This window comes from Pseudomonas berkeleyensis, from assembly GCF_014109765.1.
GTDB lineage: Bacteria > Pseudomonadota > Gammaproteobacteria > Pseudomonadales > Pseudomonadaceae > Aquipseudomonas > Aquipseudomonas berkeleyensis.
The window spans coordinates 2,915,829-2,929,868 of the sequence record NZ_CP059139.1 but is presented as its reverse complement, the minus strand read 5'-3'; the positions used below and the strand labels follow the sequence as shown (position 1 = coordinate 2,929,868).

Below are 14,040 nucleotides of genomic sequence, written 5' to 3'. Positions count from 1 at the left end.
GTCGATCCGGCGTCACTGAAAACTACGCTCGCGCGCCTCTTGCAGGCGCCGGCGCAGGTATTCGTCGCGGCTCAGTCCATCGGGAATGCTCTGCAGGGCCAGCACTTCCTCGACGATGCGCTTTTCCTCGGCCTTGTACTTCTCAAAGTTCGGATCGGGCTGCGCGGCCAGTCGCGCTTCGCGTTCGGCGCTGATCTGCTGGTAGCGTTCGATCAATCGCTGCGCCTGCATTTTCTGTGTTGCCTCATCGCTCTCGGTCGCGCGGATCAGGCCCAACTGCATCAGCAACGCTTCGCTCAATGCCAGTTCACCTTGTGCCTCCAGGGCATCGATACGTTTGCTCAGGCGCTCGGCTTCACTTCGTCGAGTGGCGTGCTCAGGCTGCCCAGCTTGCTGGACGAAGCTGCGGTATTGGTTGTGAAACGCCAGACGCTGCTCCAGGTCACGCGCCTGAGGTGAATTCAGCAGTTGCTGCTGTTCGCTGTTGGCTGCCATTGGATCGGGTTCATCGGAATCTGCCGCGTGAGGGGTGGGCGCTTCGATCGTGGCGGGAGGCTCGGTACTTTCTGTGGCGGGACGCGACCAGTGCCAGGTCAGGGCGAGTGTGCTCAATAGAAGTGCTGCACCGAATAGCAGTGGCTTTGTACGCATGAAAGGCTTCCGCAGAGGGCAGAGAGTGCTTTCAGCATAGAAGGGATGAGTGTCTTTTCACGGCGGTCGCCAGGATCGGCAAGCAAAAAAAGCCCCGGCAAGCCGGGGCGGATTAGGCAAAAAGTCGCTGCGGATGCGTGGTCCGCAGCGGGAACCAGCTCTTAGTGGAACTGGTTCATGGTGTTGTCTTTACCGCTTGCCTTCAGAGCAGCTTCGCCAGCGAAGTACTCTTTGTGGTTGTCGCCGATGTCGGAGCCAGCCATGTTCTGGTGCTTGACGCAGGCGATGCCCTGACGCAGTTCCTGACGCTGTACGCCTTTGACGTAGGCCAGCATGCCCTGGTCGGCGAAGTAACCTTTGGCCAGGTTGTCGGTGGACAGCGCGGCGGTGTGGTAGGTCGGCAGGGTGATCAGGTGGTGGAAGATGCCGGCGTGTGCCGAACCATCGCGTTGGAAGGTGCGGATCTTCTCGTCAGCAACCTGAGCCAGTTCGGTTTCGTCGTACTCGACGCTCATCAGCTTGGCGCGGTCGTAGGCAGAAACGTCCTTGCCTTCGGCGACGAACGCATCGAACACCTGCTGGCGGAAGTTCAGGGTCCAGTTGAAGGACGGGCTGTTGTTGTAGACCAGCTTGGCGTTCGGGATGACTTCGCGGATGCGGTCAACCATGGCCTTGATCTGACCAACGTGCGGTTTCTCGGTTTCGATCCACAGCAGGTCGGCGCCGTTCTGCAGGCTGGTGATGCAGTCCAGTACGCAGCGGTCTTCGCCGGTGCCAGCGCGGAACTGGAACAGGTTGGAAGGCAGGCGCTTCGGACGCAGCAGTTTGCCACCACGGTTGATCACGACGTCGCCGTTGCCCAGGTCGGCAGCGGACACTTCTTCGCAATCCAGGAAGCTGTTGTACAGGTCGCCCAGGTCGCCCGGCTCGTTGGTTACGGCGATCTGCTTGGTCAGGCCGGCACCCAGGGAGTCGGTACGAGCAACGATCACGCCGTTGTCGATGCCCAGCTCGAGGAAGGCGTAGCGAACGGCTGCGATCTTGGCCAGGAAGTCGGCGTGAGGAACGGTTACTTTACCGTCCTGGTGGCCGCACTGCTTCTCGTCGGAAACCTGGTTCTCGATCTGGATGCAGCAGGCGCCGGCTTCGATCATGCGCTTGGCCAGCAGGTAGGTGGCTTCCGGGTTACCGAAACCAGCGTCGATGTCTGCGATGATCGGCACGATGTGGGTTTCGTGGTTGTCGATCTGGCTCTGGATTTCAGCGGCCTTGGCATGGTCGCCAGCTTCACGAGCAGCGTCCAGGGCGGTGAACAGAAGATCCAGCTCGCGGCTGTCAGCCTGGCGCAGGAAGGTGTACAGCTCTTCGATCAGGTCGGAGACGGCGGTCTTCTCGTGCATCGACTGATCCGGCAGCGGGCCGAAGTCGGAGCGCAGGGCAGCGACCATCCAGCCGGACAGGTAGAGGTAGCGCTTGTTGGTGGTCTTCAGGTGCTTCTTGATCGAGATCAGTTTCTGCTGACCGATGAAGCCGTGCCAGCAGCCCAGCGACTGGGTGTAGACAGAGGAGTCGGCGTCGTACTCTTCCATGTCCTTACGCATGATGTCGGCGGTGTACTGAGCGATTTGCAGACCGGTCTTGAAGCGGTTCTGAGCGCGCATACGGGCGACGGACTCGGGGTTGATAGCGCTCCAGCTGTTACCGAATTGCTCTTTCAGAGCGGCTACAGCCTTGATGTCGTTTTGATATGCGGACATGGTCAATCCTTCAAAGAATGTGTTGTTTGAGCACCAACTACCCACTCTAGACGCGCACGGATGCAACGGCTGCGGGCGGCTACCACTTGACGGCGAGAAAACGGCTGGAAAGGCGAGGGTGTACTGCGAAGAGGGGGATGTAGGCGAGCAGGTCGTCGGCTGTCTCAAGGCTTCGGGTTCGTGGAAACCCTTGGCGTTGCGGCTAGCGTGTCGAGCTGTCTGTTACTTAACGCTTCCCCGTCCCTCAGGACAACTTCGTTCCAGTCGCAACCTCGTCGTACGGCCTTGTGGGCTGTTGGGACACGGATCGCTACGAAGTGCTTCGTTGGCGATCTGGAGATCCTTTTCAGGACCCCTGGCTAGCGGGAGCGAGGCCATCATGCCTCTGGGGAAATGCTTCGTCAAACGTTTTGTAGTGGTTTTTTTAAACTACTACATATTCAGTAGACGACTGGCCAGTCACGCACAACAGCCCATGAGGCGGGCGTTTCAGGCATTTCGCGGGATTTGCAGGCTGGCCATACTGCAAAGGATGTAGTGCCATTCGACTTTGGTCGGAGGGCTCAGTCGAGCGCTTCGACCTTCAGGCGCAGCGACATGTCCTCGCGCCCCTGAGTCGTGTGTCGACGCAGCACATCTCGGCCGCTGGAGCTGGTTTCCTCGCTGACGCCGCCCAGGGTGATCCATTCGCCAAGCCGACCGCTGACGCGCGTATCGGTGCTTTGCACGTCGATGACGCCAGGGTGATGGTCATTCATCCGGTCGCGCTGACTGCTGATGGAAACATGCACCAGCTCGCCGGAAAGGCTGGCCGTCACGTAGAAGCCGCGGGTCACATCGCGGTATTGGGTGTCCTGGTAGACCTGGCCGTAGGGGCCGGTGCTGGTGGTGGTCAGCGGCACGCTCTGGCCGACCTGAATCAGCGCCGGATAGCCTTCGGTGGCCTGTACCTGCTGGGTGCCGCCACCACGGCTGTCGGTACTGCGGCGGATGATGCGCACTTGGTCGCGACCGTTGACTTCGCCACGGCCGACCTGCGCCTCCGCATTGCCGGCGCTGAGGGAACCGTCGACGCGATAGCCGCGATCGTTCTGGTAGTTGCTGTCGGCGCTTTCCACGGTGATCAGCAGGCGACGAGGGCGGGTGTCGAGTTGTTGCAGCAGTACCCGAACTTCGCCGATCTTGGCGGGCGAGGCATTGACGATCAGTTGGTTGCCGTAAGCGCTGACCTTGCCCTCATTGCCGAGCATCGATTGCACCACACCGAGCACATCATCGGCGGTGCGATAGTTCAGCGGAATCACTTCGGTGGCGGCGTGCAGTGGCAGGCACAGGCCGAGAAGCAGGGCGGCAAGCAGCGTGCGCAGGGTCATAGCAGAAAACTCCGCAGATCAGGATCGGTGATGCTGGTGTCCCAGGCCTGGTCGAACTGTGCCCGGCGTTGGCGCACCCGCGCCGGATCGTCATACAGGGCGTAGCCAGCCTGCTGATCGGGCTCCGGCCGCAAGAACAGGCCTCTGTCATCGGCGATCAGGTAGGCCAGTTCCTCGTTGGTGTAGTCCGGGTTGAGTTTGCGGATATGCAGGTTGGAGGACAACCGGCGTGACAGGCTCAGCAGGCGATGGCCCTCCTTCACGGCGCGGGTCGGGTCACGCAGCAGGATGCGCAGGCGTGCCCGTGGGCTGCTCAGCAGGAATCGGGTGCAGGCCTGTTGCACGCTGCTGTGGTGATAGAGCCAGGGCTCAAGGTCATCGCTGTACAGGCACAGGTTGCGCTGCGCCTGCTGGATCAGGGCGAGGACGTGGGCGCGGGCTTGCTGGGGTTGGCTGAACCGCTCCAGGCGCTCGTGCTGGCCGAGGATGAAGGGTGCTGGCTCCCATTGCGCCACATCCGGCGTGATGGGTTCGGGGTTGTGCACGGCAAAACGCCCCGGCGACTCGAATTCGATGGCCGCCAGCTCGCTGGACTTTGGCGTATCGATCGGTTCGACCGGGGCGTTTTGTTTGTCCATTACGGCCTCTACTGGCTGGTGCGCACCATATCCACATGGGGAATGCCGGCGTCGAGGTACTCGTCGCTGACAATCCTGAAGCCTAGCCTTTCATAGAACGGCGTGGCGTGCACCTGGGCGGTGAGCATTTGCTGATGCAGGCCGCGCTTTTCCGCTTCGGCGATCACGGCCTGCATCAGTTTCTCGCCCACTTTCAGGCCGCGCCAGTCCTTGAGCACCGACACGCGGCCGATATGGCCGTCGGGCAACAGGCGCGCGGTACCTACCGGATAGTCGCCTTCTTCGGCGAGAAAATGCACGGCGTCGGTATCTTCGGCGTCCCACTCCAGTTCCGGCGGTACCGATTGCTCGGCGACGAAAACGCTGTCGCGGATACGACGAAGCTCAGCATTGTCCCTATGCCAGTCCGCGACACGGACAGTGATCTCACTCATCGGCAAATCCCAGGCTGCCTTGCTTGACCAGTTCCCACAGCAGGGTACGCCCCTCGTCCTCGGCCAGCCAGGCGCCGAGGTTTTCCACATGTAACGCATCGGCGCTGCAGATCAGTTTCAGCAGCTCGCGTAGGCGGGCAGAAACCAGGCGGCTCTGGCCGCTGGCGAACAGCACCAGGTCTTCACCCACTTCCGACCAGGCCATACGCGCGCTGGGGTTGCGGATGAGGATCGCGCCATTTTCCAGGGCGCCGAGGAAGTCTTCTTCCTCGATTTCGATGCCGGCGACCAGTTCCGGGTACTTGGGCTCGGTCATGAACTGGCCGAACCAGGTCATCAGCAGGCGCTCATCGCTCATGTGTTCGTTGAGCAGGGCCTTGAGGCGTTCCAGGGCGTCGCGCTGGATCTGGTTGGGATCCTCGCTCGGCTGGATGTCGGCATCGCTGTAACGCTCTTCGTCGGGCAGGAACTGGCCGAGGAAGTCAGTGAAATGGGTCAGTACTTCAGCGGCGCTCGGCGCGCGGAAGCCCACGGAATAGGTCATGCAATCATCCTCAGCGGTGCCACAGTGGGCGAGGCAGGGCGGCAGGTAAAGCATGTCGCCGGGTGCCAGCACCCATTCATCGGTTGGTTCGAATTGAGCCAGGATCTTCAGATCGGCGTGGGGGAGCAGCGGGCTGTCGGAATCGCACATCTGGCCAACTTGCCAGCGGCGATGACCGTGAGCCTGCAGCAGGAATACGTCGTAGTTGTCGAAATGCGGGCCGACGCCGCCGCCGGGCGCAGCGAAGCTGATCATCAAGTCGTCGATGCGCCACTTGGGCAGGAACTTGAAGTCTTCCAGCAGTTCGGCCACTTCCGGAACGAACTGGTCGACGGCTTGTACCAGTAGCGTCCAGTCGCGCTCGGGCAGTTCCTGGAAGGTGTCTTCGTTGAACGGGCCGCGCTGCAGTTCCCAGGGGCGCTCGCCGTGCTCGATCACCAGGCGCGATTCGACTTCTTCTTCCAGCGCCAGGCCAGCCAGCTCGTCCGGGCTGATCGGGCTTTCGAAGTCCGGGATCGCCTGACGCACTAGCAGCGGCTTCTTCTGCCAGTAGTCGCGCAGGAATTCACGGGCTGTGAGGCCACCCAGCAATTGCAGCGGAGTATCAGGATTCATCAGTAAGCCCTTGAACTAGATAAAAACCTTAAAACAAAAACGCCCGGCTCAGCCGGGCGTCCTCAAGGCTGGTCGCGCTCAGATACGCTTGGCCTGGGCCACGGCGTTACCAATGTAGCGCGCCGGGGTCAGTTGCTTGAGCTCTTTCTTGGCGGCGGCTGGCATGTCCAGGCCGTCGATGAAAGTTTGCAGCGCCTCGGCGCTGATACCCTTGCCGCGGGTCAATTCCTTGAGCTTCTCGTACGGGTTCTCGATGGCGTAGCGGCGCATGACGGTCTGGATCGGCTCGGCGAGCACTTCCCAGCAAGCGTCCAGATCTTCAGCAATACGTTGAACATTGAGCTCCAACTTGCTGATTCCCTTGAGACTTGCTTCGTAAGCGATGACGCTGTGAGCGAAGCCGACACCCAGGTTGCGCAGCACGGTGGAGTCGGTCAGGTCGCGCTGCCAGCGGGAGATCGGCAGCTTGCTGGCCAGGTGCTGGAAGATCGCGTTGGCTATCCCTAAGTTGCCTTCGGAGTTCTCGAAGTCGATCGGGTTGACCTTGTGCGGCATGGTCGAGGAGCCGATTTCGCCGGCCACGGTCTTCTGCTTGAAGTAGCCGAGGGAGATGTAGCCCCAGACGTCGCGGTCGAAGTCGATGAGGATGGTGTTGAAGCGGGCGATGGCGTCGAACAGTTCGGCGATGTAGTCGTGCGGCTCGATCTGGGTGGTGTAGGGGTTCCAGGTCAGGCCCAGGTCGCCTTCGATGAACTGACGGGCGTTGGCTTCCCAGTCGATGCTCGGGTAGGCCGACAGGTGGGCGTTGTAGTTGCCCACGGCGCCGTTGATCTTGCCCAGCAGCGGTACGGCGGCGACCTGAGCGATCTGGCGCTCGAGGCGGTAGACGACGTTGGCCAGTTCCTTGCCCAGGGTAGTCGGCGAAGCTGGCTGGCCGTGGGTGCGCGAGAGCATTGGCACGTCGGCGAACTTCACCGCCAGTTCGCGAATGGAGTTGGCGATCTGCTTCATCAATGGCAGCAGTACGCTGTCACGGCCTTCGCGCAGCATCAGGGCGTGGGACAGGTTGTTGATGTCCTCGCTGGTGCAGGCGAAGTGGATGAACTCGCTGACCTTGTCCAGTTCCGGCAGCTTGGCAGCCTGTTCCTTGAGCAGGTACTCCACGGCTTTCACGTCGTGATTGGTGGTGCGCTCGATTTCCTTGACGCGCTCGGCGTGCTCGACCGCGAAGTTCTCGGCCAGCTCGTTGAGCACGGCGTTGGCTTCGGCGGAGAAGGGCGCGACTTCCGGGACGCCTTCATGGGCGGCCAGACGTTGCAGCCAGCGCACTTCGACCAGTACGCGGCTACGGATCAGACCGTATTCGCTGAAGATGGGGCGCAGTGCGCTGGTTTTGCCGGCGTAGCGGCCGTCGACGGGGGAAACCGCGGTGAGCGAGGAAAGCTGCATGTAGGCGTTCTCGGGCTGTCGGGCTGAAAAGCCATCCTGGGTCACTGTGCGTTGCGCCTGCTCCGTGGAACAGGCTCTGGCTCAGTTGCCGGGACGGCCTCTGACGAAAAGGGCGCATATCATACATGAAAACCAGCGCTTGGCCGTCTATGCGCTACGTCTGGCGACCGATAACAGACTGGCGGCGAAGATCAGCGCAGCGCCGAGCAGCGACAGCGTGTCTGGCGTCTCGCCCCAGAGCAGCCAGGCGATGATGCCGGCGAAGACGATCGCCAGATAGGCGATGGGGCCGATCAGGCCTGGCGGCGCCAGGCCGTAGGCACGCGACATGATGATCTGGCTGGCGGTGGCCAGCAGGCCAATGCCGAGCAACCAGCCAAGCTGGGTGGCGTCCAGGGGCTGCCAGCTCCAGGTCAGCGGGATGGCCGAGAACAATGCACTGAACAACGAGAAATAGAAAACGATGCGCGTGGCCGGTTCGCTGTCGCTCATCTCGCGGATCGAGACGAAGGCGAATGCCGCCAGCAGGCTGGCGGCCAGGCCAATCAGTGCGGCGCCTTCGAACAGGGCAGCGCTGGGCTTGGCCACCATTAACACGCCACACAGGCCGATCAGGCTGGTGATCAGCATGCGGCGTGTCAGCGGTTCCTTGAGCCAGAAGTGGGCGATCAATGGGGTAAAGATCGGCGCCGAATAGGTGAACAGCATGGCGTCTGCCAATGGCAGATGGGCGATGGCGTAGAAAAAACAGTACATCGCCGCCAGGCCGTAGGTGGTGCGCCAGAGATGGGATTTGAGGCGTGTGGTGCGCAGTGGGCGTATGCCGCGCACCAGCAGAAGAGGCAGGAAGAACAGTACGCCGACCAGGTTGCGGAAAAACACCACCGACTCGTTATTGACGCTGGCGGATATCTCGCGGATGCCAACTCCGGTGAAGGCAAACAACAAAGCGGATATGGCCAGCAGGAGAGCGCCCTGCAGCGGTTTGACGCTGCGGCTGGGGGCGCTCATGGTCAGGCGCGCGTCAGTTCGTAGAGTTCTTTGAGCAGCTTGCCGCGACTGAATACCAGTTGCCAGCGATGGCCACCCAGTTGCCGCCACAGGCGTGCCGAGCGAATGCCGGCCAGCAGGAGTGCGCGAATTTTTGCGGCGTTGCTGGGCTGCTGCAGGAAGCGCATGTCGCCTTGTACCTGAATGCGCTGGCGGAAGGTGCTGATGGTGTCCTGGTACAGGCCGCCACAGGCGGCGATGACGTTGTCGTGCACCAGGCCGAAGTGCTCGACCTGTTGCTGGATCTGATCCAGGCGATTGCCCATGGTCTCGAGCATGTCGCCGCGCTTGTCCAGTTGGCGCTCCAGGCCGATCATCGCCAGGGAGTAGCGCAGAGGTTCGCGCTGCAAGGCCGACGGATTGCGCTCCAGCGAGCTGATCAGTGCGCGGTAGCCATCGCGCAGGTTGAGGTCGTCACCGCCGTAGACATCCAGTGTGCTCTTCGGGTCGCGTACCAGCAGGCTGCCGAGCATGCAGCTCATCGAGGCTTCGCTGACCAGGCCGGTACGGGCGATCTTGTCGGCCAGTACTGCAGCTTCGAATACGGCGCCGAGCGCGACCAGTTGTTCCTGAAGCGGGCTCATCGGGCGTCCTCGTACCAGGCTTCGGCGGTTTCGATCACGCCGCCACCCAAGCATACCTCGCCGTCGTAGAACACCACGGACTGGCCGGGGGTTACGGCGCGTTGGGGTTCATCGAATACGGCGCGATAGCCGTTCTCGGTCTTTTCCAGGGTGCAGCTCTGGTCGCTTTGGCGATAGCGCACCTTGGCCGTCAGGCGGCGTGGGCTGCTCAGATCCACCGGGTTGACCCAGTAGATTTCCGAGGCGAGCAGGGCGCGGGAGAACAGCCATGGGTGTTCGTTGCCTTGACCGACGATCAGCACGTTGCGCGTCAGATCCTTGCGCAGCACGTACCAGGGATCATCGCTGGCATCCTTTAAGCCGCCGATGCCGAGGCCCTGGCGCTGGCCGATGGTGTGGTACATCAGACCATGGTGACGGCCGATGACCTGCCCGTCGGTGGTCTCGATATCGCCTGGCTGCGCCGGCAGGTACTGCTTGAGGAAGTCGCTGAAGCGACGTTCGCCAATGAAGCAGATGCCGGTGGAGTCCTTCTTCTTCGCCGTGACCAGTTCGTATTTCTCGGCGATGGCGCGCACCTGCGGCTTTTCCAGCTCACCGACCGGGAACAGGGTCTTGGCGATCTGTTCACCGCCCACGGCGTGCAGGAAGTAGCTCTGATCCTTGTTCGGATCCAGGCCCTTGAGCAGTTCGGTGCGGCCATCGATGTCGCGGCGGCGCACGTAGTGGCCGGTGGCGATCAGGTCGGCGCCGAGCGACAGGGCGTAGTCGAGGAAGGCTTTGAACTTGATCTCACGGTTGCACAGGATGTCCGGGTTCGGCGTGCGTCCGGCCTTGTATTCGGCCAGAAAGTGCTCGAACACGTTGTCCCAGTACTCCGCGGCGAAGTTGGCGGTGTGCAGTTTGATGCCGATGCGGTCGCATACGGCCTGGGCGTCGGCCAGGTCATCCATGGCGGTGCAGTATTCGGTGCCGTCGTCTTCGTCCCAGTTCTTCATGAACAGGCCTTCGACCTGATAACCCTGTTCGATCAACAGCAGGGCGGAAACGGATGAATCGACGCCGCCGGACATGCCGACGATCACGCGTTGGGTGCTAGGTGCTTGCATGGGGGTCTGCGAGTGAAGCCTGAAAAGTTGCCGAGTCTACCAGAAAGCCTCCGCCCGTTCAGTGCACGGGCTATAGCGGCTGTGGTTCTTATCGCGCAAGCCCCAGGTGCGTCAGGCTGCGGCGAAAGGCCGGGTCATCCAGGTAGGCGACATTGAGCCGCGTCCAGGCCACGGGCATCTGTCGGTCGACCGCGAAAATCGAGCCCGGAGCAAGCATCACGCCCTGGCTCAGGCACTGGCGGGTAAGGATGTTGGCGTCGTCGGCGCCAGGAAAGCGGGCCCACAGATAGAGGCTCTGTTCGGGCCGGCAGAACACCTCTGCGCCCAGTCCATCGAGCACTTCCAGGCCGCGCTTGGTGGCGGCCCGCAAGCGCTCCTGAAGGCGCGACAGGTGGCGCAGGAAGTGCCCTTCGGCGAGGATCACGTCGATGGTACGTTCACTGTACTCGGCGCCACTGTTGTGCAGCAGCATCTTCAGATCGGCCAGTTCCTCGATGCGTTTCTTGCTGCCGGCGATGAAGCCGACACGCAAGGCGGCGGAAATCGATTTGGAAAAGCTGCCCAGATAAAGGGTGCGTTCGGACTGATCCAGAGCCGTCAGTTTTATCGCAGAACTGGGTTTGAAGTCGGCCATGGCGTCGTTTTCCACCAGCAGAAGATCATGCGCTTCTGCTATCTGCAGCAGATGGTGCGCCTTGGCTGGTGAGAGGTCGGAGCCGGTCGGGTTATGGCCCACGGATTGAAGGAAGAACAGCTTGGGCCTGTGTTTTTTCAGAGCGTGTTCCAGCGCATCCAGATCCGGGCCATCGGCTTCCCGTGGAATGCCGAGCATGCGTGCCCCTTGCAGTTGCAGCTTTCCGAACAATGGGTAGTAGCCCGGATCCTCAACCAGAACCGTGTCGCCAGGCATCACGTAGCGACGGATGATCAGATCCATGCCGTGGTTGGCGCCCAGGGTGGTCACCAGTTGCCGTTGCGAAACGGCAATCTGGTAGTCCGCCAGTTTCTGTACCAGGCGCTGGCGCAGGTCGGGGTTGCCCAGTCGTGTTCCGTAGCGAAACAGGGTTGAAACCCCGCCGCGCACCACTTGCCGATGGAATTTGTCCAGGCGCATATCCATCAGCCATTCAATCGGTGGAAATCCCTCGCCCAGGTGCGAGTGGCCAGGGTCGCGCACGAACTGCTGACGCATCATCCAGATGGTATCCAGCGCTCGGGTGTAAGGCTGTGAATCGTCATCCTCCGTGCGGACTTTCAGGTTCTTGCAGACGAAGAAGCCCTTGCCGTGCCGAGCCTCTACCAGTCCCTGTGATGCCAGGTGTTCGTAGGCAGTGATCACGGTGTTCTTGGAGTACCCATGCAGGCGCATGTACTCGCGCAGCGATGGCAGTTTGTTGCCTTCCAGCAGGGCGCCTTCGGCGATCTGCCTGGCAATTGCGTCAGCAACTTTTTGCGCAAGGGTTTGTTTGGGCATGGCGAAAAGGTCGTGGGTACATGAAGTAAGTGTCTGAGCAAACTGTACCTTCTTTCATGGATACAGTGAGGATAGTGTTCCCCCAACCAAGAACAAACGACTCCAAGAGAGCCCCCCATGTCTATCGACTCCCGCCTGCCCAATTTCCGCAATCTGTCGCCCTCGAAACGTCTCGACTACGTTCAGCAATTGCTCGGTCTGCCTGTCGAGGACTTCGCTCTTCTACGTGATGCCGGTGCCCTGCCAATTGAAATCGCCGACGGCATGATCGAGAACGTGGTTGGCACGTTCGAGTTACCCTACGCACTGGCGAGCAACTTTCACATCAACGGCAGGGATGTAGTGATTCCGCTGGTGGTGGAGGAGCCTTCGGTGGTTGCCGCGGCTTCGTTCATGGCCAAGCTGGCCCGTCAATCCGGTGGTTTCCAGACTTCCAGCAGTGCGCCATTGATGCGTGCTCAGGTACAGATCATCGGTGTCAGCGATCCCTGCAATGCGCGGCTCAGCCTGTTGCGCAGCAAGGAAGAGATCATCGCCCTGGCCAACAGCAAGGATCAGTTGCTGAACAGCCTGGGTGGCGGTTGTCGCGATATCGAAGTGCACACCTTCATCGACAGCCCGCGAGGGCCGATGCTGGTGGCTCACCTGATCGTCGACGTGCGCGATGCCATGGGGGCGAATACGGTCAATACCATGGCGGAGGCGGTGGCGCCGTTGATGGAGCAGCTCACGGGAGGCAAGGTGCGTTTGCGCATTCTTTCCAACCTCGCCGATCTGCGCTTGGCTCGCGCCCAGGTGCGCATCGCGCCGGAGCATCTGGACACGCCAGAGTACAAAGGGGCAGAGGTCATCGAGGGGGTGATAGATGCCTATACCTTTGCGGCTATCGACCCTTACCGAGCTGCCACGCACAACAAGGGCATCATGAATGGCATCGATCCATTGGTGGTGGCCACCGGTAATGACTGGCGAGCGGTGGAAGCTGGCGCCCATGCCTATGCCTGTCGCAATGGTCACTACGGCTCCCTGACCACCTGGGAGAAGGACAGCCAAGGCCACCTGGTCGGCACGATTGAAATGCCCATGCCGCTGGGGTTGGTGGGGGGCGCTACCAAGACGCATCCCCTGGCGCAGTTGTCGCTGCGCATTCTTGGTGTGAAGAGCGCGCAGGAACTGGGCGAAATAGCGGTCGCCGTGGGCTTGGCGCAAAACCTCGGGGCTTTGCGTGCCCTGGCCACCGAAGGCATTCAGCGCGGCCACATGGCCTTGCATGCGCGCAATGTCGCCCTGTCGGCTGGCGCTCGTGGCGATGAGGTTGACTGGCTGGTCAAGCTGATGGTCGAGGCGCGAGATGTACGTGCTGACCGCGCGGAGGTTCTGCTGCGCGAGAAGCGTGGGCAATGACCATGGATGCAGTGAAGCTGGTCGAGGTCGGTGCACGTGACGGCCTGCAGAACGAGGCCCAGGCGCTACCAGTGGAGATACGCGTGGAGCTGATCGAGCGTCTGGCCGCAGCTGGATTGCGAACCCTGGAGGCAGGTGCTTTCGTCTCGCCGCGCTGGGTTCCGCAGATGGCCGGCTCCGATGAGGTACTGCGACGACTTGGACGGCGCCCAGGGGTTACCTACACGGCGCTGGTTCCTAACCTCAAGGGGCTGGATGCTGCGCTGGAGGTCGATTGCCGGGAGGTCGCCGTGTTCGCGGCGGCATCCGAGGCGTTCTCGCAGAAGAACATCAACTGTTCCATCGATGAAAGCCTGCAGCGCTTCCAGCCTGTGCTTGCCAAAGCCGCAGAGCAGGGCGTAGCGGTACGTGGCTACGTTTCCTGCGTGCTGGGTTGCCCGTTCAGCGGTGATGTGCCGGTGGTCGATGTGGTTCGAGTCGCCCGTGAGCTGTATGCCATGGGCTGCTACGAGATCAGCCTGGGCGACACCATCGGCAGAGGTACACCAGGTAGCACCAGGCGGCTCGTGGAGGCCTGCGCCAGCGAGGTGCCTATCACGGCGTTGGCCGGGCACTTTCATGACACCTACGGCATGGCAGTCGCCAACGTCCAGGCTGCTCTGGAGGCTGGTGTGCGGGTGTTCGACAGCTCGATTTCCGGGCTGGGCGGTTGCCCTTACTCACCAGGCGCCACTGGCAACGTGGCAACCGAAGAGTTGGTCTACCTGTTCCAGGGCCAGGGAGTGGCGACCGGTGTGGATCTTCCTGCACTGCTCGAAGCAGGGGCCTTTATCGATAAGGCATTAGGCAAAGCCTCGGCCTCACGGGTGGCGACTGCTTTGCGCAGCAGGGCGTCCAATCAGTGATGAACGCATCAGAGGGCCGGTAGAGACGCCTGTCAGCCTAGCAATAACCAATG

13 protein-coding genes are annotated in these 14,040 nt (G+C 61.5%); 2 read left to right on the top strand and 11 right to left on the bottom strand.

Features of this window, described 5'->3' with window-relative positions; all coding sequences use genetic code 11:
• Positions 1 to 12 precede the first annotated feature (12 nt).
• The 11 genes from HS968_RS13655 to HS968_RS13605 all read right to left on the bottom strand — a co-directional run bounded on the left by HS968_RS13655 (position 13) and on the right by HS968_RS13605 (position 11,678).
• A complete protein-coding gene (locus HS968_RS13655) occupies positions 13 to 495 on the bottom strand; it encodes a hypothetical protein (RefSeq protein WP_238338845.1) in 483 nt (160 codons plus the stop codon).
• A gap of 317 nt (positions 496 to 812) precedes the next feature.
• Positions 813 to 2,408, bottom strand: coding sequence for an isocitrate lyase (locus HS968_RS13650; protein WP_179624881.1), 1,596 nt, complete (start codon positions 2,406 to 2,408; stop codon positions 813 to 815).
• Positions 2,409 to 2,971: 563 nt separating this feature from the next.
• Positions 2,972 to 3,781, bottom strand: coding sequence for a secretin N-terminal domain-containing protein (locus HS968_RS13645; protein ID WP_182366413.1), 810 nt, complete (start codon positions 3,779 to 3,781; stop codon positions 2,972 to 2,974).
• Positions 3,778 to 4,419 carry a DUF7931 domain-containing protein gene (locus tag HS968_RS13640; RefSeq protein WP_182366411.1) on the bottom strand — a complete coding sequence of 214 codons (642 nt, stop codon included), beginning with the start codon at positions 4,417 to 4,419 and terminating at the stop codon, positions 3,778 to 3,780. The genes HS968_RS13645 and HS968_RS13640 overlap by 4 nt, the downstream gene beginning before the upstream one ends.
• A gap of 8 nt (positions 4,420 to 4,427) precedes the next feature.
• A complete protein-coding gene (locus HS968_RS13635; RefSeq protein ID WP_036999437.1) occupies positions 4,428 to 4,853 on the bottom strand; it encodes a GNAT family N-acetyltransferase in 426 nt (141 codons plus the stop codon).
• On the bottom strand, positions 4,846 to 6,012 hold the full coding sequence (locus HS968_RS13630) for a ribosomal protein uL16 3-hydroxylase (RefSeq protein ID WP_182366409.1): 1,167 nt from the start codon (positions 6,010 to 6,012) through the stop codon (positions 4,846 to 4,848). The genes HS968_RS13635 and HS968_RS13630 overlap by 8 nt, the downstream gene beginning before the upstream one ends.
• 78 nt (positions 6,013 to 6,090) lie before the next feature.
• Positions 6,091 to 7,461: an adenylosuccinate lyase gene (gene purB / locus HS968_RS13625; RefSeq protein WP_182366407.1), complete on the bottom strand. Its 1,371-nt coding sequence runs from the start codon at positions 7,459 to 7,461 to the stop codon at positions 6,091 to 6,093.
• A 147-nt stretch (positions 7,462 to 7,608) separates the two neighbouring features.
• A complete protein-coding gene (locus tag HS968_RS13620) occupies positions 7,609 to 8,472 on the bottom strand; it encodes a DMT family transporter (protein ID WP_179624886.1) in 864 nt (287 codons plus the stop codon).
• A gap of 2 nt (positions 8,473 to 8,474) precedes the next feature.
• Positions 8,475 to 9,095, bottom strand: coding sequence for a high frequency lysogenization protein HflD (hflD, locus tag HS968_RS13615; RefSeq protein WP_182366405.1), 621 nt, complete (start codon positions 9,093 to 9,095; stop codon positions 8,475 to 8,477).
• Positions 9,092 to 10,204 carry a tRNA 2-thiouridine(34) synthase MnmA gene (mnmA, locus tag HS968_RS13610; protein ID WP_182366403.1) on the bottom strand — a complete coding sequence of 371 codons (1,113 nt, stop codon included), beginning with the start codon at positions 10,202 to 10,204 and terminating at the stop codon, positions 9,092 to 9,094. Before mnmA ends, hflD begins: the two co-directional genes overlap by 4 nt.
• A gap of 88 nt (positions 10,205 to 10,292) precedes the next feature.
• Complete coding sequence (locus HS968_RS13605; protein ID WP_182366401.1) at positions 10,293 to 11,678, bottom strand: aminotransferase-like domain-containing protein; 1,386 nt, start codon at positions 11,676 to 11,678, stop codon at positions 10,293 to 10,295.
• 117 nt (positions 11,679 to 11,795) lie between these two features.
• Between HS968_RS13605 and HS968_RS13600 the strand changes: the two genes are divergently transcribed.
• Both HS968_RS13600 and HS968_RS13595 read left to right on the top strand, forming a co-directional pair.
• Positions 11,796 to 13,082, top strand: coding sequence for a hydroxymethylglutaryl-CoA reductase, degradative (locus HS968_RS13600; protein WP_182366399.1), 1,287 nt, complete (start codon positions 11,796 to 11,798; stop codon positions 13,080 to 13,082).
• A complete protein-coding gene (locus tag HS968_RS13595; protein ID WP_182366397.1) occupies positions 13,079 to 13,987 on the top strand; it encodes a hydroxymethylglutaryl-CoA lyase in 909 nt (302 codons plus the stop codon). The genes HS968_RS13600 and HS968_RS13595 overlap by 4 nt, the downstream gene beginning before the upstream one ends.
• Positions 13,988 to 14,040 lie beyond the last annotated feature (53 nt).